The organism is Kribbella sindirgiensis, assembly GCF_004331435.1.
In the GTDB taxonomy this organism is placed as follows: Bacteria; Actinomycetota; Actinomycetes; order Propionibacteriales; family Kribbellaceae; genus Kribbella; species Kribbella sindirgiensis.
Map to the genome: position 1 here is coordinate 105,394 of NZ_SJKA01000016.1, position 22,504 is coordinate 127,897.

The 22,504-nt window shown below is 67.9% G+C and carries 17 protein-coding genes; 10 read left to right on the top strand and 7 right to left on the bottom strand.

Going from position 1 to position 22,504, the window contains the following annotated elements; genetic code table 11:
• Positions 1-7: 7 nt before the first annotated feature.
• A complete protein-coding gene (locus E0H50_RS33570) occupies positions 8-2,365 on the bottom strand; it encodes a glycoside hydrolase family 3 N-terminal domain-containing protein (RefSeq protein ID WP_238151543.1) in 2,358 nt (785 codons plus the stop codon).
• A gap of 267 nt (positions 2,366-2,632) precedes the next feature.
• Here E0H50_RS33570 and E0H50_RS33575 point away from each other — a divergent pair, with 267 nt between their 5' ends.
• From E0H50_RS33575 to E0H50_RS33590, 4 genes are all read left to right on the top strand, one after another.
• Positions 2,633-3,994 carry an extracellular solute-binding protein gene (locus E0H50_RS33575; RefSeq protein ID WP_131295025.1) on the top strand — a complete coding sequence of 454 codons (1,362 nt, stop codon included), beginning with the start codon at positions 2,633-2,635 and terminating at the stop codon, positions 3,992-3,994.
• On the top strand, positions 3,991-4,917 hold the full coding sequence (locus E0H50_RS33580; protein ID WP_238151544.1) for a carbohydrate ABC transporter permease: 927 nt from the start codon (positions 3,991-3,993) through the stop codon (positions 4,915-4,917). Before E0H50_RS33575 ends, E0H50_RS33580 begins: the two co-directional genes overlap by 4 nt.
• Before the next feature lies 1 nt (position 4,918).
• Entirely contained in the window at positions 4,919-5,821 is a 903-nt protein-coding gene (locus E0H50_RS33585) for a carbohydrate ABC transporter permease (protein ID WP_131295026.1), read from the top strand.
• A gap of 425 nt (positions 5,822-6,246) precedes the next feature.
• Positions 6,247-8,451, top strand: coding sequence for a HelD family protein (locus tag E0H50_RS33590; protein WP_131295070.1), 2,205 nt, complete (start codon positions 6,247-6,249; stop codon positions 8,449-8,451).
• On the opposite strand, the gene E0H50_RS33595 is transcribed toward E0H50_RS33590, so the two are convergent.
• Positions 8,435-8,905 (bottom strand): hypothetical protein, encoded by a 471-nt coding sequence (locus tag E0H50_RS33595; RefSeq protein WP_131295027.1) that lies wholly within the window; start codon positions 8,903-8,905, stop codon positions 8,435-8,437. The two genes, E0H50_RS33590 and E0H50_RS33595, sit on opposite strands and share 17 nt — an antisense overlap.
• 204 nt (positions 8,906-9,109) lie before the next feature.
• On the opposite strand from E0H50_RS33595, the gene E0H50_RS33600 reads away from it, so the two are divergent.
• On the top strand, positions 9,110-11,515 hold the full coding sequence (locus E0H50_RS33600; protein WP_131295028.1) for a transglycosylase domain-containing protein: 2,406 nt from the start codon (positions 9,110-9,112) through the stop codon (positions 11,513-11,515).
• 77 nt (positions 11,516-11,592) lie between these two features.
• Positions 11,593-12,858: an aspartate aminotransferase type Ic gene (locus E0H50_RS33605; protein WP_131295029.1), complete on the top strand. Its 1,266-nt coding sequence runs from the start codon at positions 11,593-11,595 to the stop codon at positions 12,856-12,858.
• Positions 12,859-12,864: 6 nt separating this feature from the next.
• Here the strand turns inward: E0H50_RS33605 and E0H50_RS33610 are convergent, their stop codons facing one another.
• Together E0H50_RS33610 and E0H50_RS44055 are read right to left on the bottom strand one after the other, a co-directional pair.
• Positions 12,865-13,377, bottom strand: a complete 513-nt coding sequence (locus tag E0H50_RS33610) for a PaaI family thioesterase (protein WP_131295030.1) — start codon at positions 13,375-13,377, stop codon at positions 12,865-12,867.
• A 118-nt stretch (positions 13,378-13,495) separates the two neighbouring features.
• On the bottom strand, positions 13,496-14,026 hold the full coding sequence (locus E0H50_RS44055) for a hypothetical protein (protein WP_238151545.1): 531 nt from the start codon (positions 14,024-14,026) through the stop codon (positions 13,496-13,498).
• A gap of 7 nt (positions 14,027-14,033) precedes the next feature.
• Between E0H50_RS44055 and E0H50_RS44060 the strand changes: the two genes are divergently transcribed.
• Positions 14,034-14,159, top strand: coding sequence for an excalibur calcium-binding domain-containing protein (locus E0H50_RS44060; protein WP_238151546.1), 126 nt, complete (start codon positions 14,034-14,036; stop codon positions 14,157-14,159).
• An 11-nt stretch (positions 14,160-14,170) separates the two neighbouring features.
• Here the strand turns inward: E0H50_RS44060 and E0H50_RS33620 are convergent, their stop codons facing one another.
• Together E0H50_RS33620 and E0H50_RS33625 are read right to left on the bottom strand one after the other, a co-directional pair.
• Positions 14,171-15,589 carry a tetratricopeptide repeat protein gene (locus E0H50_RS33620; RefSeq protein ID WP_131295032.1) on the bottom strand — a complete coding sequence of 473 codons (1,419 nt, stop codon included), beginning with the start codon at positions 15,587-15,589 and terminating at the stop codon, positions 14,171-14,173.
• Between the two features lie 81 nt (positions 15,590-15,670).
• Entirely contained in the window at positions 15,671-17,032 is a 1,362-nt protein-coding gene (locus E0H50_RS33625; protein WP_131295033.1) for an NAD-dependent succinate-semialdehyde dehydrogenase, read from the bottom strand.
• Between the two features lie 199 nt (positions 17,033-17,231).
• On the opposite strand from E0H50_RS33625, the gene E0H50_RS33630 reads away from it, so the two are divergent.
• Positions 17,232-19,289 (top strand): M6 family metalloprotease domain-containing protein, encoded by a 2,058-nt coding sequence (locus E0H50_RS33630; RefSeq protein WP_238151547.1) that lies wholly within the window; start codon positions 17,232-17,234, stop codon positions 19,287-19,289.
• Here the strand turns inward: E0H50_RS33630 and E0H50_RS33635 are convergent.
• The gene (locus tag E0H50_RS33635) at positions 19,254-19,895 is read right to left on the bottom strand and encodes a histone deacetylase (protein WP_131295034.1); all 642 of its coding nucleotides are present in this window, start codon (positions 19,893-19,895) and stop codon (positions 19,254-19,256) included. The genes E0H50_RS33630 and E0H50_RS33635 overlap by 36 nt on opposite strands.
• 188 nt (positions 19,896-20,083) lie before the next feature.
• Here E0H50_RS33635 and E0H50_RS33640 point away from each other — a divergent pair, with 188 nt between their 5' ends.
• Complete coding sequence (locus tag E0H50_RS33640) at positions 20,084-21,742, top strand: HNH endonuclease signature motif containing protein (RefSeq protein ID WP_238151548.1); 1,659 nt, start codon at positions 20,084-20,086, stop codon at positions 21,740-21,742.
• Between the two features lie 96 nt (positions 21,743-21,838).
• Complete coding sequence (locus tag E0H50_RS33645; protein WP_131295035.1) at positions 21,839-22,417, top strand: GNAT family N-acetyltransferase; 579 nt, start codon at positions 21,839-21,841, stop codon at positions 22,415-22,417.
• Positions 22,418-22,504 lie beyond the last annotated feature (87 nt).

Genomic DNA, 22,504 nt, shown 5'->3' on the forward strand with positions numbered 1-22,504 from the left:
CTCATCATCACCCTCCTCCGCCAACCTCGCCGACCGTCACCGGAGTCGTCAGGACCCGGTCGTGTCCGACCACCCTCACATCCCCGGTGATCCGCAGCATGGCACGACACGGCAGGTCCAGTGACGACGTGCCCACCATCACCTCGACGTCGCCGGGCTCGACGATCCGGCGCAGGTCGGGCGCCGTGTACGCCGTGCGATCGGCGTGTACCCGGAACGTGACCTCGGCCGCCTGGCCGGGTTCGAGCGACACCCGGGCGAACCCGGTCAGCAGCGTCAACGGCCGCGCGACCTGGGCGACGACGTCGCGCAGGTACAGCTGCACGACCTCGTCGCCGCCCCGGTCGCCCGTGTTCGCCACCCGCACCGTGGCGGTGAACTCGCCGTCCGTGCCGATCTCCGGCACGCTCAACCGGAGATCGGCGATCGTGAAGTCCGTGTACGAGGCGCCGTACCCGAACGGATACAGCGGCCGGGTCTCGAGTCCGCTGATCCCCGCGCTCTCGACACTCCCGAGCGCCGGCTGCAGGTACGTACCGGGCTGCCCACCCACATGCCGCAGGATCTGCACCGGCAGCTTCCCGCTGGGCACGATCCGCCCACTCAGTACGCCGGCGATCGCCGCCGCGCCTTCCTGTCCGGGGATGAACGCCTGCACCAGCCCTGAGAGGCGCCCCGCATACTCGCCGAGCGCGTACGGCCGCCCCGATACCACCACCAGAACAACCGGCTTCCCGGTCTCCAGCAGCGCGTCGACCAGCTCCCCCTGCACCCCGGGCAGCCGCAGATCCTCCGCGTCACACCCTTCACCAGAGGTCCCGTGCCCGAACAACCCGGACAGGTCACCGACGAAAGCCACACAGACATCGGACTCCGCGGCCAAGGCCACTGCCTCGGCGAACCCGGAGCGGTCGTCCCCGGTGACCGCACACCCCTTGGCGTACGAGACCTCCGCCAACTCGTTGCGCAAGGCATCCAACGGCGAGGCGATCTCAACGCCGAGTCCACGCTCGGGATACCGCGGGAGCACGTGGTTCGGGAAGGCGTAACACCCCATCAGCGTGCGCGGGTCGTCGGCGCACGGACCGACCACGGCGACCTTGGCCTGCTTACTCAGTGGGAGAACGGAGCCGGCATCCAGGAGCACCACCGACTTCTCGGCCAGCTCGCGTGCGATCGCCCGGTTCTCCGCCGAATCCAGATCCACACCACCGGCCTGCACCGAGCCCTCGGGCGTCCAGTCCTCGTCGAGCAGGCCCAGCTCGACCTTCTGGAGCAGCACGCGGCGGGCCGCCCGGTCGATCAGGTCCTCGGAGAGCTCGCCCGCCTTCACCTTGTCCAGCAGGCCCGCGAACCCGATCGTGTCCGGCAGTTCCACGTCGGTCCCGGCCGTCAGCGCCAGCGCACCGGCGTCCGCGTCGTCCGCCGCCACCCGGTGCATCGACGCCAGGAACGGCACCGCCCAGTAGTCCGAGACGACCGTCCCCTCGAATCCCCAGTCGTCGCGCAGCACGTCGGTGAACAGCCACGGATCCGCGCTCGCGGGCAGCCCGTCGAGGTCGGCGTACGAGCTCATCACCGACCCGGCGCCGGCCGTGGCGATCGCGGTCTCGAAGGTCGGCAGGATGATGTCCAGCAACTCGCGACGACCCATCGACACCGGTCCGTGGTTGCGTCCGGCGCGCGACGCGGAGTACCCGGCGAAGTGCTTCAGCGTGGCGACGACGCCCGCGCTCTGCAGGCCGCGCACGTACGCCGACCCCAGAATCCCTACCAGATAAGGGTCTTCGCCCATCGTCTCCTCGACGCGGCCCCAGCGGTAGTCACGGACCACGTCGAGCACCGGCGACAGTCCTTGATGCACACCGACCGCCGCCATGTCCCGCCCGATCGCCGCCGCCATCCGCTCGACCAGCGCCGGATCGAACGTCGCACCCCACGCGATCGAGGCCGGATAGACCGTCGCGCCGTACGTCGTGAACCCGGTCAGGCACTCCTCGTGGACCAGCGCCGGCACACCGAGCCGCGACTCCTTCAGCACCACCTCGTGCTGCCGGATCACCTCGGCGACGCCCTGCTCGACCGTCTGCGGGTAACTGCCCCACACCCGGGTGAGATGACCGAGCCCGTCGCGACTCGCGTCCTCCAGGGACAGCGAACCGCCGACCGAGAACACGTCCTCCATCGGCGCCACATTGATCGTCTCGTCCTCGGGTCGTGCGGTGTCGGCCATGTCGTTGCCGGCCCAGCGGCTCCCGAGCTGGGCGATCTTCTCCTCCAGGGTCATCGCCGCCAGCAGCAGCCCGGCGCGCTCCGCAGCGGGCAGCGCGGGGTCGCGCCAGGGCCGGTCAGTCGAGATGGACAAGAAAATCTCCCTTGATGAACGTTCCAAACGGTGAGGAATTATCGAAAAGTTTTCGATGCTCTCCGTCGACCCGACCGTTCGGCCAGCGGTTCGTCATTCCCCTGTAGCAGCAGGCGATTACGTGACCTCACTGTGACCCCAAAGTGGGGTTAGTTCAAGTCTTGACAGCACCATTCACGAAATCTATGTTTCGAAAACAAGTCATATCGGCAGGTGCTTCCGCAACCTGTGGGGGCAGCACGGAGTACGGAGATCACTGTGGATCCCATGACGACATCCCGGCGTACCTTTCTAGGTTTCGTCGGTGGCGGTGCACTCGCGGCCGGCCTGGCCGCCTGCGGAAGTTCCGGCCCGTCGAGCACGCCCGGTTCGACCACCGGAGCCAGCGGCGCGGGCGGCGCCGGCAGCGGGGCGACGTACTGGTTCCTCACCGGACAGCCGCAGCAGGGCATCCGCGAGGCGCAGGTCAAGCGGTTCAACGACGCGAACCCGGACACCAAACTCAAGACCACCGAGTTCCAGAACGACGCGTTCAAGGCCAAGATCAAGACCGCCATCGGCGCCGGCCAGGGCCCGACCCTGATCTGGGGCTGGGGCGGCGGCGGCCTGAAGGCGTACGTCGAAGCCGGCCAGGTCGAGGACCTCACCGACTGGCTGAACAAGGACCAGGCCGACCTGAAGAACTCGATCTTCCCGTCCGCCTTCACGGCGGCGACCGTCAACGGCAAGATCTACGCGGTGCCGGGCGAGACTGTGACGCCGATCGTGCTGTTCTACGACAAGCGCGCGTTCGAGAAGATCGGCGCCGAGCCGCCGAAGTCCTGGCAGGACATCATGTCCCTGGTGCCCAAGTTCAACGAGAAGGGCATCGCGCCGTTCTCGCTCGGCGGCCAGTCGCGCTGGACCAACATGATGTGGCTGGAGTTCCTGTTCGATCGGATCGGCGGCGCCGAGGTCTTCCAGAACATCTTCGACGGCAAGAAGGACGGCTGGTCCGACCCGTCCGCGCTCAAGGCCCTCGAAGAGATGCAGAACCTGATCAAGGCGAACGGGTTCATCAAGGGCTTCTCCTCGATCACCGCCGACTCCAACGCCGACCAGGCGTTGCTCTACACCGGCAAGGCCGCGATGATGCTGCACGGCGCGTGGACCTACGGGAACATGAAGGCGTCTGGTGGCGACTTCGTGACCGGTGGGCACATGGGCTACATGAACTTCCCGCCGTACGACGGCGGCAAGGGCGACCCGAGCGACACGGTCGGCAACCCGGGTCAGTACATGTCGATCTCGTCCAAGGCGACCGACGGCGAGAAGGAGACCGCGAAGAAGTTCATCGCGAACAACACCCTCGACGACGCCACGGTCGAGGCGTGGGTGAAGTCCGGCAACATCCCGGTCGTGAAGAGCGCGAAGGACAAGCTCTCGTCGATCACCGACAAGAACGACTCCGCGTGGCTCAACTTCGTCTACGACACCGCGGCGAACGCCAAGAACTTCGCCCAGTCCTGGGACCAGGCACTCAGCCCGACCCAGGCCGAGACGCTGCTCGACAACATCGCCAAGCTCTTCCAGCTGTCGATCTCGCCCCAGCAGTTCGCAACGAACATGAACGCGGTGATCGGCCAGTGAGTGTCGCTCCGCCCGTACCGCCGGGCAGTCTGCGTAACAAGCCCGCGTCCGGCGTCGGGCGGAGCGGTCCGGTCGCCTGGATGGTGCTGCCCGCGCTCGTCCTGTTCACCGTGTTCGGGGTCGTCCCGCTGATCGGCGTACTCGTGCTGAGCTTCACCCAGTGGGACGGCCTCGGCGCGATCCACGCCGCCGGTCTGTCGAACTGGAAGTCGGTGCTGTCCGACTCCCAGTTGCCGCACAGCATCCTGGTGACCTTCGAGATCATGATCCTGTCGTGGCTGGTGCAGACCCCGATGAGTCTGCTGCTCGGCACGTTCCTCGCCGGGCGGCAGCGGTACCGCGCGTTCCTCGCCGTCCTGTACTTCATCCCGCTGCTGCTCAGCTCGGCCGCGATCGCGATCACCTACAAGGCCCTGCTCGACCCGAACTTCGGGCTCGGCCCGGGCCTGCAGCTGGGCTTCCTCACGCAGGACTGGCTCGGCAAGAGCAACCTGGCGCTCGGCGTGGTGATCTTCATCGTGTCGTGGCAGTTCATCCCGTTCCACTCGCTGATCTACCAAGGCGGCGTCCGCGCGATCCCGACCACGATGTACGAGGCCGCCGCGATCGACGGCGCCGGCCGGATCCGGCAGTTCTTCAGCATCACCGTGCCGCAGCTGAAGTACACGATCATCACGTCGTCGACGCTGATGGTGGTCGGATCGCTGACGTTCTTCGACCTGATCTTCGTCCTCACCGCGGGCGGTCCCGGCGACGCCACGCGCGTACTCGCTCTCGACATGTACAAGCGGGGCTTCATGTCCAACCAGATGGGTCCGGCCAGCGTGATCGCCGCCCTCATCGTGCTCCTCGGCCTGGCCCTCGCACTGCTGCTGCGCCGCCTGGGCGGCAGTACGACCGCAAGCCAGCAGGAAGGTGCGTGACATGGCCTCCGATCTGACCACGGCCACCAGCAGCTCAGGTACGGCGACCCGCCCGGCGCGCAACTCCTCGTTCAACGGCCGCAAACTGCTGCAGCTGAACTGGTTCGGCGGACTGGCCGGCTGGATCTGGCTGGCGATCGTGCTCGTCCCGCTCTACTGGATCGTCGTCACCAGCTTCAAGGACCAGAGCGCGTACTTCGCCCAGAACCCGTTCGCGTTGCCGTCCGCGCCGACGACGAACAACTACAAGCTGGTCATCGAGTCCGACTTCCCGCGGTACTTCCTGAACAGCGTCATCGTCACCATCGGCACGATCCTTCCCGCGGTCGCGATCGCGTTCATGGCGTCGTACGCGATCATCCGCGGCGCCGGCAGCAAGTTCCTTGCCGGGGTCAACGGTCTGTTCCTGATGGGGCTGGCGATCCCGCTGCAGGCCACCATCATCCCGGTCTACCTGCTGATCATCCGGATGCATCTGTACGACAGCCTGCTGGCGCTGATCCTGCCGTCGGTCGCGTTCGCGATCCCGCTGTCGGTGCTGGTGCTGTCGAACTTCATCCGCGACGTCCCGAAGGAACTCTTCGAGTCGATGCGGGTCGACGGCGCAACCGAGTGGGGCATGATGACCAAGCTCGCTCTGCCGCTCACTCGTCCCGCGCTCGTCACGGTCAGCATCTACAACGGCCTAGGCGTCTGGAACGGCTTCCTGCTCCCGCTGATCCTCACCCAGAGCCCCGACAAACGCACCCTCCCACTGGCCCTCTGGACCTTCCAAGGCCAGTACAGCGTCAACGTCCCCGCAGTCCTCGCCTCCGTAGTCCTGACCACCCTCCCCATCGTCATCCTCTACGCCGTAAGCCGCCGCCAACTCCTCAGCGGCCTAACCGCCGGCTTCAGCCGCTGACCACCCCACCCACGGTTCCTCGAGTCGTGGACTTGGGCGGTCAACCGCAGCCTCGATCCACGACTCAGCGTTCCCAGTCCCGTGCCGAACTGGTGGCCGTGGACAGGAACTGGTTGCTGGAGACACGCAATAACCTGTTCAATCCCCCGGGAACCCCGACCCCGCGCACCAATCACCGCCCACACATCGAGCAGGAGAGCCGCGAAAACCTGTTCTCAGACCCGGCGGGTGTGCTCAGTCCCGTTCTGAATCTCTTGCGGTGAAATGCCCCGGAAAGGTACTGTGGGGTGTTTGTGCCGTAAACGAAAAAGAAGCCCTCTTCGGGCTTCTAGGTTCAGATTATCAAACTCTTCGGGTTTGTGCAAGGGATCGGGGGCAGGGTGCTGGAGCAGGAGATCGCTGTAGAGCAAGGCGAAGTGACGGCTATGTACGAGCGGCTCGACGTGCTGCGGGAAAAGGCGCGCGGTGAACTGGGACGGGTGCAGGGCGAGGAAACCACCGGGACGGATCAGGCCTGGTCGGAGCGGGAGTCGTTCACGGATCTGTTCTCCGGGCGGTTCTCGCAATTGTCGTCGGTGGAACGCGGATTGTGTTTCGGGCGGATCGACGAGACCGCGGGCGAACGGTTCCACATCGGCCGGATCGGGTTGTTCGACGACGACTACAACCCACTGCTGATCGACTGGCGGACGCCGGTCGCGCAGGTGTTCTACCGGGCCACCGCCGCCCAGCCGCTCGGCGTCAAGCGCCGCCGGCACATCCGGCTGCACGGCCGCACGGTGATCGGGGTCGACGACGACCTTCTGGACGCCGCCGCGATCGACGACGGCGAACGCAGCACGCTGATCGGCGAGGCGGCGTTGCTCTCCTCGCTCAGTGCGAGCCGCACCGGCCGGATGAACGAGATCGTCGCGACGATCCAGTCCGAGCAGGACGAGATCATCCGGTCCGGCCTGCCCGGAGTGCTCGTGGTGCAGGGCGGCCCAGGTACCGGAAAGACCGTGGTCGCGCTGCACAGAGCGGCGTACCTGCTCTACACGCATCGCGAGCAACTCGGGCGGAGCGGCGTACTGGTCGTGGGCCCCAACAGCACGTTCCTGCGCTACATCGACCAGGTACTCCCCTCGCTCGGTGAGACCGACGTCGTGCTCGCGACGATCAGCGAGATGTTCCCCGGCGTCGCCGCGACGGCGCCCGAGCCGGCCGAGGCTGCGCGGATCAAGGGCAATCTGGCGATGGCCGACGTGATCGCGCAGGCGATCGCCGGCTTCCGGGTCGTCCCGGCCGAGCCGATCCGGCTGAAGGTCAACCAGGACGAGCTTGTGCTCCGGCCGGGCGCGATCCGCAAAGCACAGCAAGGCGCGCTCGCGGCACAGCCCCTGCACAACCGGGCTCGGCCGTTGTTCGTGCGGCGCATCCTCAAGACCCTCACCAAGCAGGTCGTCGACCGCATCGGCCGGCAGTACGTCGGGGACGCGGACATCGAGGACATCCAGCAGGAACTGTTCGACGACGACCGCGTCCTCGAACTCCTCGACCGGTTGTGGCCCGAGCTCACACCGCCGCTCCTCGTCTCGGTGCTGTTCTCCTCGGACGACCGGCTCGCCGCCGCCGCGCCGCATCTCAGCCCCTCCGAGCGTTCCGCCGTACTGCGTCCACTCACCGCGGACTGGGCTCCGTCGGACGTCGCGCTGCTCGACGAAGCGGCCGAACTGCTCGGTGAGACCGCGGACGTCGTCGTCGGCCGCAAGCGCCAGGCGGCCGCGGACGCTGCCGCCGAGGAGGCCGGACGGGAGTACGCGCACGGCATCGTCGACATCGAGCTGACCGCCGAGCGGATCACGATCGAGCCGTGGGAGATCGAGCAGTTCAAGGATCTGATCGCCCAGCGCACGCGCGTGTTCAACCGACCTGCTACTGGCGCCGAGAGCAAAGCCTACGACCGCGACTGGGTGTTCGGCCACGTCATCGTCGACGAGGCCCAGGAGCTGTCCGCGATGGACTGGCGGATGCTGATGCGCCGCTGCCCGCGCCGGTCGATGACGATCGTCGGCGACATCGCGCAGACGGGTTCGGCCGCCGGCGTCCGGTCCTGGGCCGAACTCCTCGACCGGTACGCCGCCCGCCGCTGGCGCACCGCCGAACTGACCGTCAACTACCGCACCCCGACCGAGATCATGACGGTCGCCGCCGACGTCCTCGCCGCCATCGACCCGGCCTTGAAACCGCCCACCTCGGTCCGCGAGACCGGCGTCGAACCGTTCATCGACCCGGTCCCGGCCGGCTGCCTGACCGACGCACTCCGGGAGGCGATCAAGTTCGAGCAGAACGCGATCGGCGACGGCCGCCTGGCCGTGATCGTCCCCGCCTCCCGGTACGACGAGTTCGCCGCCGTACTCCCAGAAGTTGCCCACAGCCACGACCCGTCCGTCCTCGACGGCACGGTAGCCCTCCTCGACGTACCCCAGTCCAAAGGCCTCGAATTCGACGCGGTGGTGATCGCCGACCCCGCCACGATCACCACCGAATCCGACCGAGGCCTCTCCGACCTCTACGTCGCCATCACCCGCGCCACCAAACGCCTCACCATCCTCGGCAACCTCCCGGACGTGCTCAGCCGGCGAGGGTGATGGAGGCGCTGGCCTTGTCGACGACCTTGGTGAGAAAGGTGCGGTCCTTGAGGCGGCCGCCTACTGTCATTTCGACGTTGGCGGATTTCAGGTTCCACATCGCGATGTAGCGGGTTGCGACCCAGCGGGTGGTGGAGCCGCTGCGGTAGGTGTAGACGAGGGTTGTCACGGTGAGGGGGCCTTGGCCGGAGGTCGACTTCATCGTGGTCGTTTTCCGGCTGAGGATCTTGAGGCCGCGGGTGCCCTTCAGCGCGGCCTGTTTGCGTTTCGCGGCGACTGCGGTGCTGGGGCCGTTGACGATGTTCATTCGGATCCGGATCATCCGCGGTGCGGTGCGGTCCGCGAAGCGGTACTCGTTCGTGCCCAGGCGGATCGCCCGCCAGGTCTTCGGCAGTACCGCCGTCGCGAAGCAGCCCTCGTCGTAGTAACAGTTGAAGTACCGCTTCACGAACACCGGCTGAGCCGTGGCGGCCGCGACAGACGCGGCTGTCCTGTCGACCTTCGCTTCCGCCGGCCCCGTGTGAGGTGCTGGTTGGGGGTGGCATGATCGTCGGGTAGTGAGGCTCCGATTACCGACGGTGAGATCGTTGAGCAAATGTGTAAATTCCGTAACGAGGAGACTCCCGGAAAGCACTCTCCTCACGTAATCTGCCCAACCATGCACAGAGGCGAGCGGCGGGCCAAGCGGCCCAATGTCGTGTGGTCAGTGTTCGTGTTCCTCGTGGTCAGCGCGCTCGCCGGCGCACTGACCGCCGGTCTGGCCCTACCCTTTGCCGGGCTGGCCGGAGTGACCACGGCCAAGGCCCACGACACCGTGCAGTTCCTGCCCCAGGACCTGCAGACGGCGCCGCTGGCGCAGAAGTCGATCATCCAGGCCGCGGACGGCAAGACCATCGCGACGCTGTACCAGCAGAACCGGACCCCGGTCTCGCTGAAGGCGATCAGCCCGGTGATGCTGAAGGCGATCGTCGCGATCGAGGACGACAGGTTCTACGAGCACGGCGCGCTGGACTTCAAGGGCACGCTGCGCGCGCTGCTGCGCAACCAGTCGTCCGGCGGGGTCTCCCAGGGCGGCTCGAGCATCACCCAGCAGTACGTGAAGCTGAGCCTGATCAACAAGGCCCGCACGCCGGAAGAGGTCAAAAGCGCCACCGCCGAGACGTACGAGCGGAAGATCGCCGAGCTGCGCTACGCGATCGCGGTCGAGAAGGAGACCCCGAAGTCCGAGATCCTGAACCGCTACCTGAACCTGGCCTTCTTCGGTGACCGTTCGTACGGCGTCGAGGCCGCCGCGATGCACTACTTCGGCGTGCACGCTGCCAAGCTGAACCTGCCGCAGGCCGCGATGCTGGCCGGCCTGGTGAAGAACCCGACCGGGTACGACCCGATCGACAGCCCCGTGCGCGCCAAGGCCCGTCGCGACGTCGTCCTGCGCCGGATGAACGAACTGAACATCATCACCGCCAAGCAGGCCCGGGACGCGATCAAGACCCCCGTGATCGACCTCAAGAAGGTCCGCGTCATCCCGAGCGGCTGCGCGAACTCGACGTACCCGTTCTTCTGCGAGTACGTCGTCTCCAAGCTCAAGGCGAACAACGCGTTCGGCAAAACACCGGAGGAGCGCGAGAACTACATCGAGACCGCCGGCCTGGTGATAAAGACCTCGCTGGACCGGAAGATGCAGGCCGCCGCCGACATCGCCGTCGCCAAGCACTCGAAGGCGACCGACGACGTGGTGGCTGCGATCACGATGGTGGAGCCCGGCACCGGCCTGGTGAAGGCGATGGCGCAGAGCCGCCTGTACGGTTCGAAGAAGGGACAGACGGCGTACAACTACAACGTCGAGAAGTCCTACGCCGGCGGGTTCGGCGGGTTCCAGAACGGTTCGACGATGAAGGCGTTCACGATCGCCGCCGCGATCGGCAAGGGCGTGCCGACGACCTACCGGATCCGCTCGCCGCAGACGATCAGCCTGGGCGGCCAGAACTTCAGTACCTGCAACGGCCCGATCTCGGTGCCGTCGTACGACCCGAAGAACTCGACGCGCACCGTTCTCGATCCGTCGATGGTCCAGGCGGCCAAGGCCTCGACCAACACCTACTTCCTGCAGCTGTCGCAGCAGATCGGTCTGTGCCCGATCACGACCATCGCGTCCAAGCTCGGCATGTACAACGCGCAGACCCTGAAGCCGCTGGAACAGGTCGTCTCGTTCACGCTCGGTTCGGCCGGTCTGATCACGCCGCTGATGCTGTCCAACGCGTACGCGACGTTCGCCGCCCGCGGCATGTACTGCAACCCGCAGATCGTCACGTCGATCGCCTCGCTCAAGACCGGCAAGTCGATCCCGACGCCCGGCCCGAACTGCCACCGGGTGTTGTCGCCGAGTGTCGCGGACGGCGTCAACTACGTGCTGCAGCAGGTGATGGCCAAGGACGGGACCGGCGGGAAGCTGAAGTTCGGCAAGAGCGACCTGGCCGGCAAGACCGGTACCACCAACGAGAACCAGGCGGTCTGGTTCGCCGGCTACTCGTCGAGGCTCGCAGCGGCTTCCGTGGTCGCCGACGCCGATCCGAAGCTCGAGAACATGATCGGCCAGGTCTTCAACGGCAAGAAGCTCAAGGACGCCTCGGGTTCCGGCACCGCCGGCCCGATCTGGGAGGCCGCGCTGCAGGGTGCCTTGCAGGGGTTCCCGACCACCAAGTTCGTGAAGCCGGACGACATCATCATCCGCGGCAAGGTGAAGGACCTGCCGTACCTGAAGGGCATGACGCCCGCCGACGCGGCCGCGAAGCTGCTGTCGATGGGCTTCAAGGTCCAGATGAGTCACGGTCCGCAGGTCGACTCGGACGCGCCGGCCGGGACGGTCGCCTGGACGAACCCGCGGCAGGAGGACGGCGCACCCGAAGGCGCGATGGTCCTGCTGTACATCTCCAACGGCAGCAAGGCCAAGCCACCAACGCCACCGGTCACCCCGCCGACGCCGCCGGGGACCATCAAGCCGCCGCCGGGGATCCCGACCTGTATGCCGTGGGACCCGCGCTACCCCAAGTGCAGACGCGGCTGACCCGCCCTGTTTCCGCGCTCCGTCGGGTCATCACTAGGCTGGGGGCCAACACCTAGTACTTGGGAAAGGACTCCCCCGTGAGTGTCGATGAGCTGACTGGTCAGGTTGAGCGTGCGCGTCTGGATTACGAGGCGCTGGTGGCCAAGGGGCTCAAGCTCGATCTGACGCGGGGGAAGCCGTCGCCCAAGCAGCTGGACGCGGCGAACGGTGTGCTGGAGCTGAGCGGCGACCCGGTGAGCGCGGACGGGACGGACCTGCGGAACTACGGCGGGCTCAACGGGCTGCCGGAGGTGCGGGCGATCTTCGCCGAGGACCTGCAGGTACCTGTGGAGCAGCTGCTCGCGGCCGGGAACTCCAGCCTCGAGCTGATGCACGACGCGATCGTGTACGCCCTGCTCGGCAAGGTGCCGGGCGCCGAGCGGCGGTGGGCCGACGTGGAAGGGCTGGCGTTCCTCTGCCCGGTCCCGGGGTACGACCGGCACTTCGGGATCTGCGAGCGGTACGGGATCAAGATGATCCCGGTGCCGATGACCGCCGAAGGCCCGGACATGGACGTCGTCGAGCGGCTGGTCGCCGAGGACGCCGCGATCAAGGGCATCTGGTGCGTGCCGAAGTACAGCAACCCGGACGGCACCGTGTACTCCGACGAGACGGTACGGCGGCTCGCCGCGATGCAGACGGCCGCGCCGGACTTCCGGATCTTCTGGGACAACGCGTACGCCGTGCACCACCTGACCGACTCCCCCGCGCAACTCGCCGACGTCCTCGCGCTGTGCGCCGAGAACGGGAACCCGGACCGGGTGTTCGTGTTCGGGTCGAGCTCGAAGATCACGTTCGCCGGCGCCGGGGTCGCGTTCTTCGGGTCGTCGCCGGCGAACATCGAGTGGTGGCTGAGCCACACGGTCAAGCGGAGCATCGGGCCGGACAAGATCAACCAGCTGCGGCACGTGCAGTTCCTCCGCGACGCCGAGGGGCTGCGGGCGCACATGCGGACGCTGGCCGCGCTGATCCGGCCGAAGTTCGACGCGGTCGACAAGATCCTCACCGCCGAGCTCGGCGGCACCGGCCTCGCGTCCTGGACGGCGCCGGCCGGCGGGTACTTCGTCAGCCTGCAGGTCCCCGAGGGCTGTGCCCGCGAGGTCGTCGCCAAGGCGAAGGCGGCCGGCATCGCGATCACACCGGCCGGCGCCACGCACCCGTACGGCGACGACCCGACCGACCAGGTCATCCGGATCGCCCCGACGTACCCGGAGCTGCCCGAGGTCGAGGCGGCGATCACCGGCCTGGCCACCTGCGTCCGGCTGGTCGCTTCGGAGAAGCTCCTCGCCGATCAGGCCGGCTGAGCCGATTCAGGCGTGCGGTAGTTCGAAGATCAGACAGGTCGACGTCGCGTGGGCGAGCAGTTTGCCGCGTTCGTCGTACAGGTGGGACTCCGCGACCGCCGTACGGCGACCGCGGCTGACGATCCCGCCCTCACACCGCAGCAGGCCCGAGTCGACGGTGACCGGCTTGATGAAGCGCGTCATCAGGTCGAGTGACGTGTAGCCGACGCCGGCCGGCAGCGTCGAGTGGACGGTGCAGCCGGCGGCGGTGTCGAGCAGGGTCGCGATGACGCCGCCGTGCACGGAGCCGAGCGGGTTGTAGTGGAACTCGGCCGCGGGCATCAGCACCGTGACCTTGCCCTCCTCGGCCTCGAACCCGGTCGCCCCGACCAGTTGCAGGATCGGCGGCGCCGGGATCAGCCCGTCCCGCATCGCCTGCAGCATCTCCAGCCCGGTCGAGCCCCCGACCTGCGCCGCGGTCTCGGCCGGGTCGGTCCAGGTGAAGGTCCGGCTCCGCGCCGCCTGCTGAGTCTCCGTCATGGACCGAGCCTCACACCACCTACCTGGGTCTGTCAACGAGACTTAGCACTCAGTGACTGGCAAACGTATGAAATACAAGGGATTCAGCGGGTGGGGGTTTCTCTTCGCGGCGGGGTGGCTAGGGTGCTGCTGGGAGGATGGAAGTGAGGCAGTTCAATACGCCGCCGGAGTGGCCCGACCCGCCGACACCGGACTGGCGACCACCGCGACGGTGGCAGCCGCCGAAGTCGTGGCCGGCCGCACCGGCGGGATGGAGATTTTGGGTCGACAAGCACGGCCGAGCGGTGCGCGGACCGATCGGGAGGTACGGCGGACCACGTCCGCTGGCGGCCGCTGCGATCATCGCGGTGCCCGTGACTCTGATGGTGCTCGTGCTGCTGAGCCCGTTCGGTCGCGGCAGCGAATCCACGAGTACGGCGCCGGCGATCCGGCCGAGCGCGCCCGTGACGACACCGGTGCCATCGGCCCCGACCCGTAGCACCGAGCAGCCCGTACGGATCACCGCTCGAACGCCGACGCCGACACCATCGGAGTCCAGGACACCGTCGCCGTCCGAGGCGACCACACCGACTCCGACACCCACGCCTGTACCGACACCGGCACCGACGCCCACCGCCGTACCGACACCGACGTCCGCGCCGACGACCACGACAGTCGTGTTCCGGAGCTGTGCGGAGGCTCGTGCGGCGGGCAAGGCGCCGCTGCACCGCGGCGATCCGGGCTACTCGGCGGCGCTCGACCGCAACGGCGACGGCGTAGCCTGCGACCGCGGCAACTCCTGACGCCCCTGCGTTCAGGGGCGTACGACGAGGGGGCGGAAGGCCGCCTGGACCTGAGCGTTGCTCGGGGTCACGCTCTCTTCCTCCGTGGAGATGTTGTCGATGCGGTACGGGCAGGCCTCGCCCGACATCGTCACGACGGTGTTCAGCACCAGGCGCCCGGTGCGCAGCTCGTACACCTTGGCCGGCACTGTGACTTTGCGGAACGTCACGTAGCTGATCTCTCCCCCGTACGGGTTAGATTCCGGTACGTACGGGCAGGTCTGCACCGCGGCGCCCATTCCCGCCGCCTCGGTGCACACGACGATGGTCGCCCGGTACGGGTCGTCGATCGACCACGCGGCCGGCAGCTGGTCGGCGTACTGGGAGCCGTCGCCGAGGAAGATCGCCGGGTTGAAGCCGCGGCGGTACGGCTTCGCGCCGCTGTACTTCGCCGGACTCTCGCAGTACGACCCGCCCTGCACCAGGCTCCGGACGTTCTCCAACTCGATCGCCAGCGTGGCCTTCGCGAGTCCGGCGCGCGCCCTCGCGGTCTGCTTGGCCTTGGGGTACGTCGCGACAAGCCGCTGGTACGTCGCCCGCGCGGTCACCCAGTTCTCGCGGGACGCGTACCCGTCGGCGCAGGCCAGCAGGGCGTTCGGCTCGATCCGGGGTACGACGGCATTCGCGCGATCGAGCAGGTTCTTGGACAGCGTGCGGGTCCGCAACCAGGCGGTCATCGTGATCTGCCCGCACGGCTCCATCGCCTGCAGGTCCTTGACGAACCGATCCATCACGGCACCCGCGGTCGCCTGCTGCCGCGGGTCGGAGGCGATCGGCCCGAGGACGACGTACGCCTGCTGGAGGGACCTCACGTCGGTCAGTCCAGTGGCCGCGGTGAGGTTCCCCTTCGCCGTGTCGATCCGGCCGCAGGTCTCCACGTCGCTGTCGCCACGATCCATGTCCTGCCCGGCGACCAGACGGTCACCGAACCAGACCTTGTCCTGCGCCTGCACGACCTTGGTGCAGTCACCGGCCCGTCGCGCCGCGGTCACCTCGCCGGCGACGTCATCGGCGCCACGCTTCAGCACGACGCCCGCCGCCACGACCGCGAGCGTCACGACAGCGGCGACGATCCGCTTCGGGATACTGGCTTTCCGCACCGGTGGCCGGGTCGCGAGGTACAGACCGTGCAGCACCTGCAGCAGTCCCCACCCCAGCAGCCCGAACTGGTACGCCAGGTCCTTGCGCTGGTACATGAGGACGAGGAGTGCCGCCGTACCGGCGAGGCCGAGGAGACCGAAGATCCAGCGGCGGATCAGGAAGTAGCCGAGGCCGAGCAACGAAGCGTTGCCCAGGGCAACCGCCAACGGGTCGTGCGGACGCAGCCGCTTCGGCGGCTTTCCTGGGTACGGCGTGCCCTGCGGCGGAGGTGGCGGTTGCTGGTAGGTCATCTGTATCGCTCTCAGTCACGAGTGGTCACCGCCCACTGTGACGTCGTCCACCTCCGCCCGCGGCCCGCTGGCCGGTTCCTGTCACCCGAGCCGGATGGACTTCTTGTTCATGAACTCCTCGATACCGGCCGGGCCGAGTTCACGGCCGAGGCCGGAGCGTTTGATGCCGCCGAACGGGAGGTCGGCCTGGGAGCCGCCGGCGCGGTTCAGGTAGACCATGCCGGCGTCGATCCGGTCGGCGACGCGGCGGTTGCGGTCGGGGTCGGTGCCCCACACCGACGCGCCGAGGCCGAACGGCGTGTCGTTCGCGAGTTCGACCGCGTGGTCCTCGTCCGTCGCCTTGAAGACGATCACGACCGGACCGAAGATCTCCTCGTAGTACGCGTCCATCGCCGGCGTGACATCGGTGAGGACGGTGGCTTCGAGGTAGGCGCCGGGCGTGATCCGGTGCCCGCCCGCGCGCAGCGTCGCACCCTGGTCGACCGCCTTCGCGACCTGGGCGGCGACCTCGTCGGCGGCAGCGGCCGAGGCGAGCGGCGGGAGCTTCGTCGCGGGATCGGCCGGGTCGCCGGGGACGTAGTACTCCGTGACGCGTTTCGTCAGCCGGTCGACGTACTCGTCGTACAGGCCGGCCAGGACGATCATCCGCTTCGGGGCGTTGCAGGACTGGCCGCAGTTGCGCATCCGCGCGGTCGCGGTGGCGTTGACGGTCTCGTCGAGGTCGTCGGTGTCGAGGACGATCAGCGGGTCGGAGCCGCCGAGTTCGAGCACGGTCTTCTTCAGGTTCTTCCCGGCCTCGGCCGCGACCGAGATCCCGGCCTGCTCGCTGCCGGTCAGCGAGACGCCGGCGATCCGCGGGTCGGCGAGGATCGCGGGGATCTGCCGGCTGGACGCGTACGTGTTCACGTAGACGTCGTCCGGTACGCCGGCCGCGTGCAGGATCTCCTCGATCGCGCGCGCCGACCGCGGGCAGATCGAGGCGTGCTTGAGCAGGATCGTGTTCCCGAGCACCAGGTTCGGCGCGACGAACCGGGCGACCTGGTAGCACGGGAAGTTCCACGGCATGATCCCGAGCAGGGCGCCGATCGGCCCCTTGGTGATGACGGCCTTCCCGTCCCTGAGGTCGATCGGTTCGTCGGCGAGCAACGCCGTACCGTGCTCGGCGTAGTACCGGAAGATGTCGACCACGATTCCGACCTCGCCGCGGCCCTCGTTGACCCGCTTCCCCATCTCGAGCGTCATGATCGCGGCCAACTCGTCGGCCCGCTCCGCGAACAACTCCGCCGCCCGAGCGACCACCGCGGCCCGCTCCCCCACCGAGCGCCCGCGCCACCCCGGATAGGCCCCGGCCACCCGCCCGATCGCCGCCCGCACCTCCTCCTCCGTCGAGTTGGCCACTTCCTCCACCAACACCCCACGCGCCGGATCGGTGACTGAGTACATGGGCTACCTCCATCCAAATCCACGAAACGCCACCATACTGTATACAGCATCCCCTCGATCTGTCGCCGTCCAACTTTGGCAGCGCGCCGTGTGCTGTTGTGACATTTGCGTCCTGGGGGCATGCTCATGGCTGGTCCCGTTGTCCCGCCTCTTGATCGGATGCCCGCCCGTGTCTGAGCAACGGAAGTTTCGTCGTGTTGTGCGGCTGGTCGCTGTGCTGGCCGTTGTTTCGGTGCCGTCGATGGCGCTCGCCGCGCCGAGTGCACCCCCGGACCCCGCGAACGCATGGCAGTACCCGCACTGGCCGCAGAAGCAGCCCTGGCAGGAGTCGGGGCCGGACGCCCGCGTCGCGAAGACCCTGTCGAGCGGGTTGCCGGGCCCGATCGACCCGCAGAACTGGGAGAACCCGGACCACATGACGTGGGACGACTACGTCAAACCGCCGGGCACGAACTGGGCCGACCCCAACGTCAAGGGGTCCGAGCGGACCTTCAAGGGCGCGCTCGTCCTGCTCGACTACCCGAACCAGGACTTCGTGGTCACCAAGCCCAAGGGCTCGACCGTGTTCGGCAACCCGAGCGCGGCCGCGAACGGCGTACCGCGTGAGCAGGTCGCGAGCTTCTACCACGACTTCCTCAACAAGCCCGAGCCACTGAACCACGGTCACACGCTGCACGAGTACTGGATGGAGGACTCCGGCGGCCGCTACGGCGTCGACCTCACCGCGTTCGGCCCGTACCGGATGCCGGGCAAGTCGCACGAGTACGCGATGGAGTTCCAGGGCGGCACGGCCTGCCCGGCCGGCGACAGCTGCAACCGCGACATCCGTACCGACGGCCGCGCCGCGTGGGTCGCCGACCAGGGTCCCGACGTACCGGCGGGGTACGACTTCGTGTTCTTCCTCAGCGCCGGGCAGGACGAGTCGTCCACCTGGCAGGAGTTCGGGATGATGAAGTTCCCGACCAAGGAGGACGTCACCGACGACTTCGGACCGCCGGACCCGGCGCTGCCGAACTGGTCGAACACCCGCTACGTCGACTGGACCTCGTGGGCGGCCGGCGCGTCGATCTGGCCGAACGCCGGCGGCGGCTCCTCCACCCAGGCGGAGAGCTCCGGGATGGCGGTGTTCGCGCACGAGTTCAGCCACATCCTCGGCATCGGCGACAACTACAACAACCCGTACGGCGTCCCGCCCAGGCGCGCGTACACGGGCATCTGGGAGATGCTCAGCCGGGGCAGCTTCAACGGCCCGGGCGGCCCGCACAGCCGCTGGATGATTCCCGCGACCGGCGGCGCGTCGATGGGCGCGCAACACATGCTCCGGAACAAGATCAAGCTCGAGATGGTCGACGAGCAGAACGTCCTGCGGCTGTCCCGCGAGGCGCTCGCGACGTCGGGTGTGGTGATCGCTCAGGTGACGGCGCGGAGCGTGAACCCGGGCGCTCGCGATCTCTCCGGCGTGAACATCGAGCTCGGCGGCGCCGGTGATCTCGACGCGCCGTGCGACGCGACGAAGGATCCGCTCTGCGACGGCCGCGGGTACCAGAACTACACGGTCGAGGTCGTGGACCGGATGGGCACCGACTCGTTCACGCCCGATGCCGGCGTGCTGCTCGCGAAGACCAAGAACCAGGACCGCGCGCCGTTCGAGTGGGTGATCGACGCGAACCCGCAGGACATCAACCTGACCGACTACGTGCTGCCCGACGGCACGAAGGTCCCGATCACGATCGGCGACTACCGGCAGTTGTCCGACGCACTGTTCCACGCAGGCACGAACTCCGGCAGCGAGTACGAGTACACCGACACCGCCAACCGCCTGCACTTCTATATCACCAACGTGCACCGCAACGCTCAACGCGAGCTGTCGTACACGGTCGCGATCCGCTCGCTCGACGGCGCCGGCGCGCAGAAACGCGGCGTACGGCTGCTGCCCACGGTCGCGAAGCCGGACCGTGGCGGCGTCCAGACGTGCAACTTCACACTCACGAACACCGGCAAGGCCGGTACGACGTCCGGCCCGGAGGACATCACGCAGTACGTGAAGGGCGACGTCTACCGCCTGTCCGCGAAGTCCAACGGCTGGCCGATCTCCCTGCCCAACGCCCTCGCCACCGCGAACGCGGGCCAGCAGGTCACCGTCCCCGTCCACACCAAGGCCGGCACCGGCCCCCTCGCCAAGATCACCCTCACCGCCACCTCCGAAAGCGACCCGACCAAGTCAGCGTCCGCGACCTGCATCGCCGTCAAGGGCTGACAGCAGCGCGCCGGGTGTCCATCCGAGTTGGACACCCGGCGCGGCGTGCAGGTAGTCGACCACCTGCGCCAGCCCCCATCCGTGCGCCTCGATCAGCCCGGTCGCGATCCAGTGCAGGTACGACGCGGTTGGCGCGACCGGAGCGAGGTCGGCGACTGTGCCGTGGGTGACGGTGAACATCGGCAGGCCGTCCAGTTCCCCCAGTCGTACGACGGTCTCGTACCGGCCCGCGCCGAGTGAGTGGAGCTCGGCGACCTCCGGAACGAGAGCAACGAGCTCCCTCGCGTAGGCACCGCCCGGCTCGCGCCACATCTCCTGGGCTGCCACATCGGCCAGCTGGTCCAAAGTGACGAGATAGGCGCGGCCGGCGAGCTGCTTGGGTGCGGCTGCGTTGTAGAACGCCGAGCCACCGCCCCACACCTTCGACGCACCCGCGAACACCAGCCCGCCCGGCACTGTGACTGCCGCGGTCCGCTGGGGTGAGGTCCGATCGCGGCAGCCCGGATAGACGCGAGCGCCGCCGCGCGGGCGGCCGCCGTACAGGTAGCAGCTGAACCGTTCGAGGGCGAGGTTGGACCCGTAGGCGACGTACCAGACACGTTCCACGGAACCTCTGTCAACTCCTCGGGCTTCTGATTGCTATGGGCAACAACAAGCTGAGCGCCGCCTTGTAACACTACATGCTCACCCTCACGCGTGGACACGGAATCGCACTCTGTGGATAACTCGGATTCCCTTGAAAACAAGGGCATCTGGCTTTGAAAACTGTCGGAGGGGGTGTCTACGCTGTGGGTATGGAGATTCTCGGGGACCGACCGGTGTGGTCGATGAGCGGCGACGAGATGGTGTCTGCTCTCGACGCAACGTATGCCGAGATCGCCCGCCTGAAGACCTACGCCCTGCACCTGACCGGCGGCCTCGAGACGATCGGCTACGCCAAGGAAGTCGGCGCCGGCACCACCGCGCGGTTCCTGACCTTCCGGTACCGCATCGACGCCACCGAGGCGCGCCGCGACGTCCACCTGGCCAACGCGCTACCGAAGTATCCCGCTGTCGCGGCCGCGCTCCCCAACCCTGCCCCCGAGGCCGCCGTTGACGACGCCGCCGAGGGCGATACTGGCCGTGGGGTGCTGTTGCATCCAGCACAGGCCGAGGCGATCGTGTCCGCGTTGGACAAGGTGCCCACCACGGTGCCGGTCGAGGACCTGGCAGTCGCGGAGCGGGAAATGGTGGAGCTTGGCCGCACCCATGGTCCGCTCGACCTCCGCAAGGCCGGCGTACAGGTCCGCAACCGGCTCGACACCGACGGCCCCGAACCCGCCGAACAGGAGGCGTACGACCGCGAGACCCTGACATTGAAGACCGTCGACAACGGCGTCGCATTCACCGGGTTCCTGGCCAACGAGAACGCCGAACTGTTCCGCACCCTGATCGACACCCACGCCAAACCGCACAGAACCGTCGACGGCGCCCTCGATCCCCGCTCCCGCGACCAGCGCCAAGCAGACGCCCTCACCACCGTTCTCAACACCGCCACGAGCGCCGTCACCAACACCGCTCCCAGTCCCGCCACTGGCGGGCTCATCCCTGGGCACGGGCAGAAGCCGCAGATCATCGTCACCATCGACTTCAACGACCTCAAGGCCGCCGACGCGACCGCGACCGGTCAGCTGATCTACGGTGACGCCCTGTCCGCGGCCACCATTCGGCGCCTGGCCTGCGACGCGCACATCCTGCCCGTTGTGCTCGGCTCGGACTCCCAGCCACTCGACGTCGGCACCACCGTCCGCCTGGCCACCGGCCCCATGCGCAAGGCTCTCATCACTCGCGACAAAGGCTGCGTGTGCTGCGGAGCCCCACCTCTGTACTGCGACGCTCACCACGTCATCAGCTGGATCGACGGCGGCGAAACCAACATCACCAACCTCGTCCTCCTGTGCAAACGCTGCCACCGAGACCTGCACGCCGGCCACTGGAACATCAACATCACCGACGGCACCGTCCACGTCACCCGCCCCACCTGGGCCACCCCGGCCCCGGTCCCCCGTGGCAGATACCGCCCACCGACAACCACTCGCCACCCCACCGAGACCCCACCGGCTACAGCTCCACCCGGCCCAGGCACGTCCGGCGTACCGGCACGCGCCTGGCCTCGGGACACCGATCCACCCTGGATCACCCCCGAAGCCGCCGCACGCCTCAACCCCTGGGGCGACACCCCCAACGAGCAGCCGACGGGGATCGATGGTGGGCTCGGTACGGAAAGTGAGTTGGACGCGACCGTCGATCGCCGAAGCAAGGCCGCGCTGGACAGCGACGGCGTGTTCGACCCGTGGAGTGATCTTGCCCCAGGATGCGCTGAGGACCTGAACGCCGTTGCGGACGGCTCGGAAACCGCAACGGCCCCCTGGGATGAGGTCCGCGATTCACGCGGCGACGGTGCAGCGGCGTAGAACGACGTACCGACTTCTGACGAACCCACCGTCGCGCCGGCGTGCCCATCCGAGCCGTTTGCGGGCCGGCCGGGCGCCCAGCACTAGCATCAGCGCATGCCTTTGCTCGTGGATCCGGCCTTACCTCAGGGGACGTTGCGGGACATCGCACAGCCGCGCCTGGTGATCGATGGGCTGGTACTGCGGCCGTGGCGGAGGAGCGACGCCGCAACGGTGCGGGCCGCATTTGCCTGTCCCGATATCCAGCGCTGGCACGTTCGACGGGTCGACAGTCTCGACGAGGCTGATGAGTGGATCACGCAGTGGGCCGACCGGTGGGCCAGTGAGACCGCGGCGAGCTGGGCAGCTGTCGATGGAGACGACCAGCCGCTCGGCCAGGTCGGGCTGCGCGACATCTCTCTCGCCGAGGCGTCAGCCTCGCTGTCCTACTGGGTGGCCCCGGCCGCCCGGCGCCGATCCATCGCCGCGAGATCCGTGGATGCCCTGTCTGGCTGGGCTTTCGGGCTGATCGGCTTCAACCGGCTGAACGTCCACCACTCCACCGCCAACACCGCGTCCTGCCGGGTCGCCGAGCGCACCGGCTACCGGCTCGAGGGCACCCTGCGGCAGGCGATCAAGCACGCCGACGGCTGGCACGACTGGCACATCCACGGCCGCCTGCGCACCGATTCCTGAGCAGCAACCGGCGGCCCCACTTCGATAGTGAGCCACCAGATCATGCTTGGAATAGTTTGAAAGTCACCCGGTGTGGACAGCAGAGTT

What these genes read in the sequence shown, in the direction of transcription:
- E0H50_RS33620 (WP_131295032.1), bottom strand. Translation starts at nt 15,589, where the DNA reads ATGACCTACCAGCAACCGCCACCTCCGCCGCAGGGCACGCCGTACCCA.
- E0H50_RS33625 (WP_131295033.1), bottom strand. Translation starts at nt 17,032, where the DNA reads ATGTACTCAGTCACCGATCCGGCGCGTGGGGTGTTGGTGGAGGAAGTG.
- E0H50_RS33610 (WP_131295030.1), bottom strand. Translation starts at nt 13,377, where the DNA reads ATGACGGAGACTCAGCAGGCGGCGCGGAGCCGGACCTTCACCTGGACC.
- E0H50_RS33645 (WP_131295035.1), top strand. Translation starts at nt 21,839, where the DNA reads ATGCCTTTGCTCGTGGATCCGGCCTTACCTCAGGGGACGTTGCGGGAC.
- E0H50_RS33640 (WP_238151548.1), top strand. Translation starts at nt 20,084, where the DNA reads ATGGAGATTCTCGGGGACCGACCGGTGTGGTCGATGAGCGGCGACGAG.
- E0H50_RS33590 (WP_131295070.1), top strand. Translation starts at nt 6,247, where the DNA reads ATGTACGAGCGGCTCGACGTGCTGCGGGAAAAGGCGCGCGGTGAACTG.
- E0H50_RS33600 (WP_131295028.1), top strand. Translation starts at nt 9,110, where the DNA reads ATGCACAGAGGCGAGCGGCGGGCCAAGCGGCCCAATGTCGTGTGGTCA.
- E0H50_RS33585 (WP_131295026.1), top strand. Translation starts at nt 4,919, where the DNA reads ATGGCCTCCGATCTGACCACGGCCACCAGCAGCTCAGGTACGGCGACC.
- E0H50_RS33575 (WP_131295025.1), top strand. Translation starts at nt 2,633, where the DNA reads ATGACGACATCCCGGCGTACCTTTCTAGGTTTCGTCGGTGGCGGTGCA.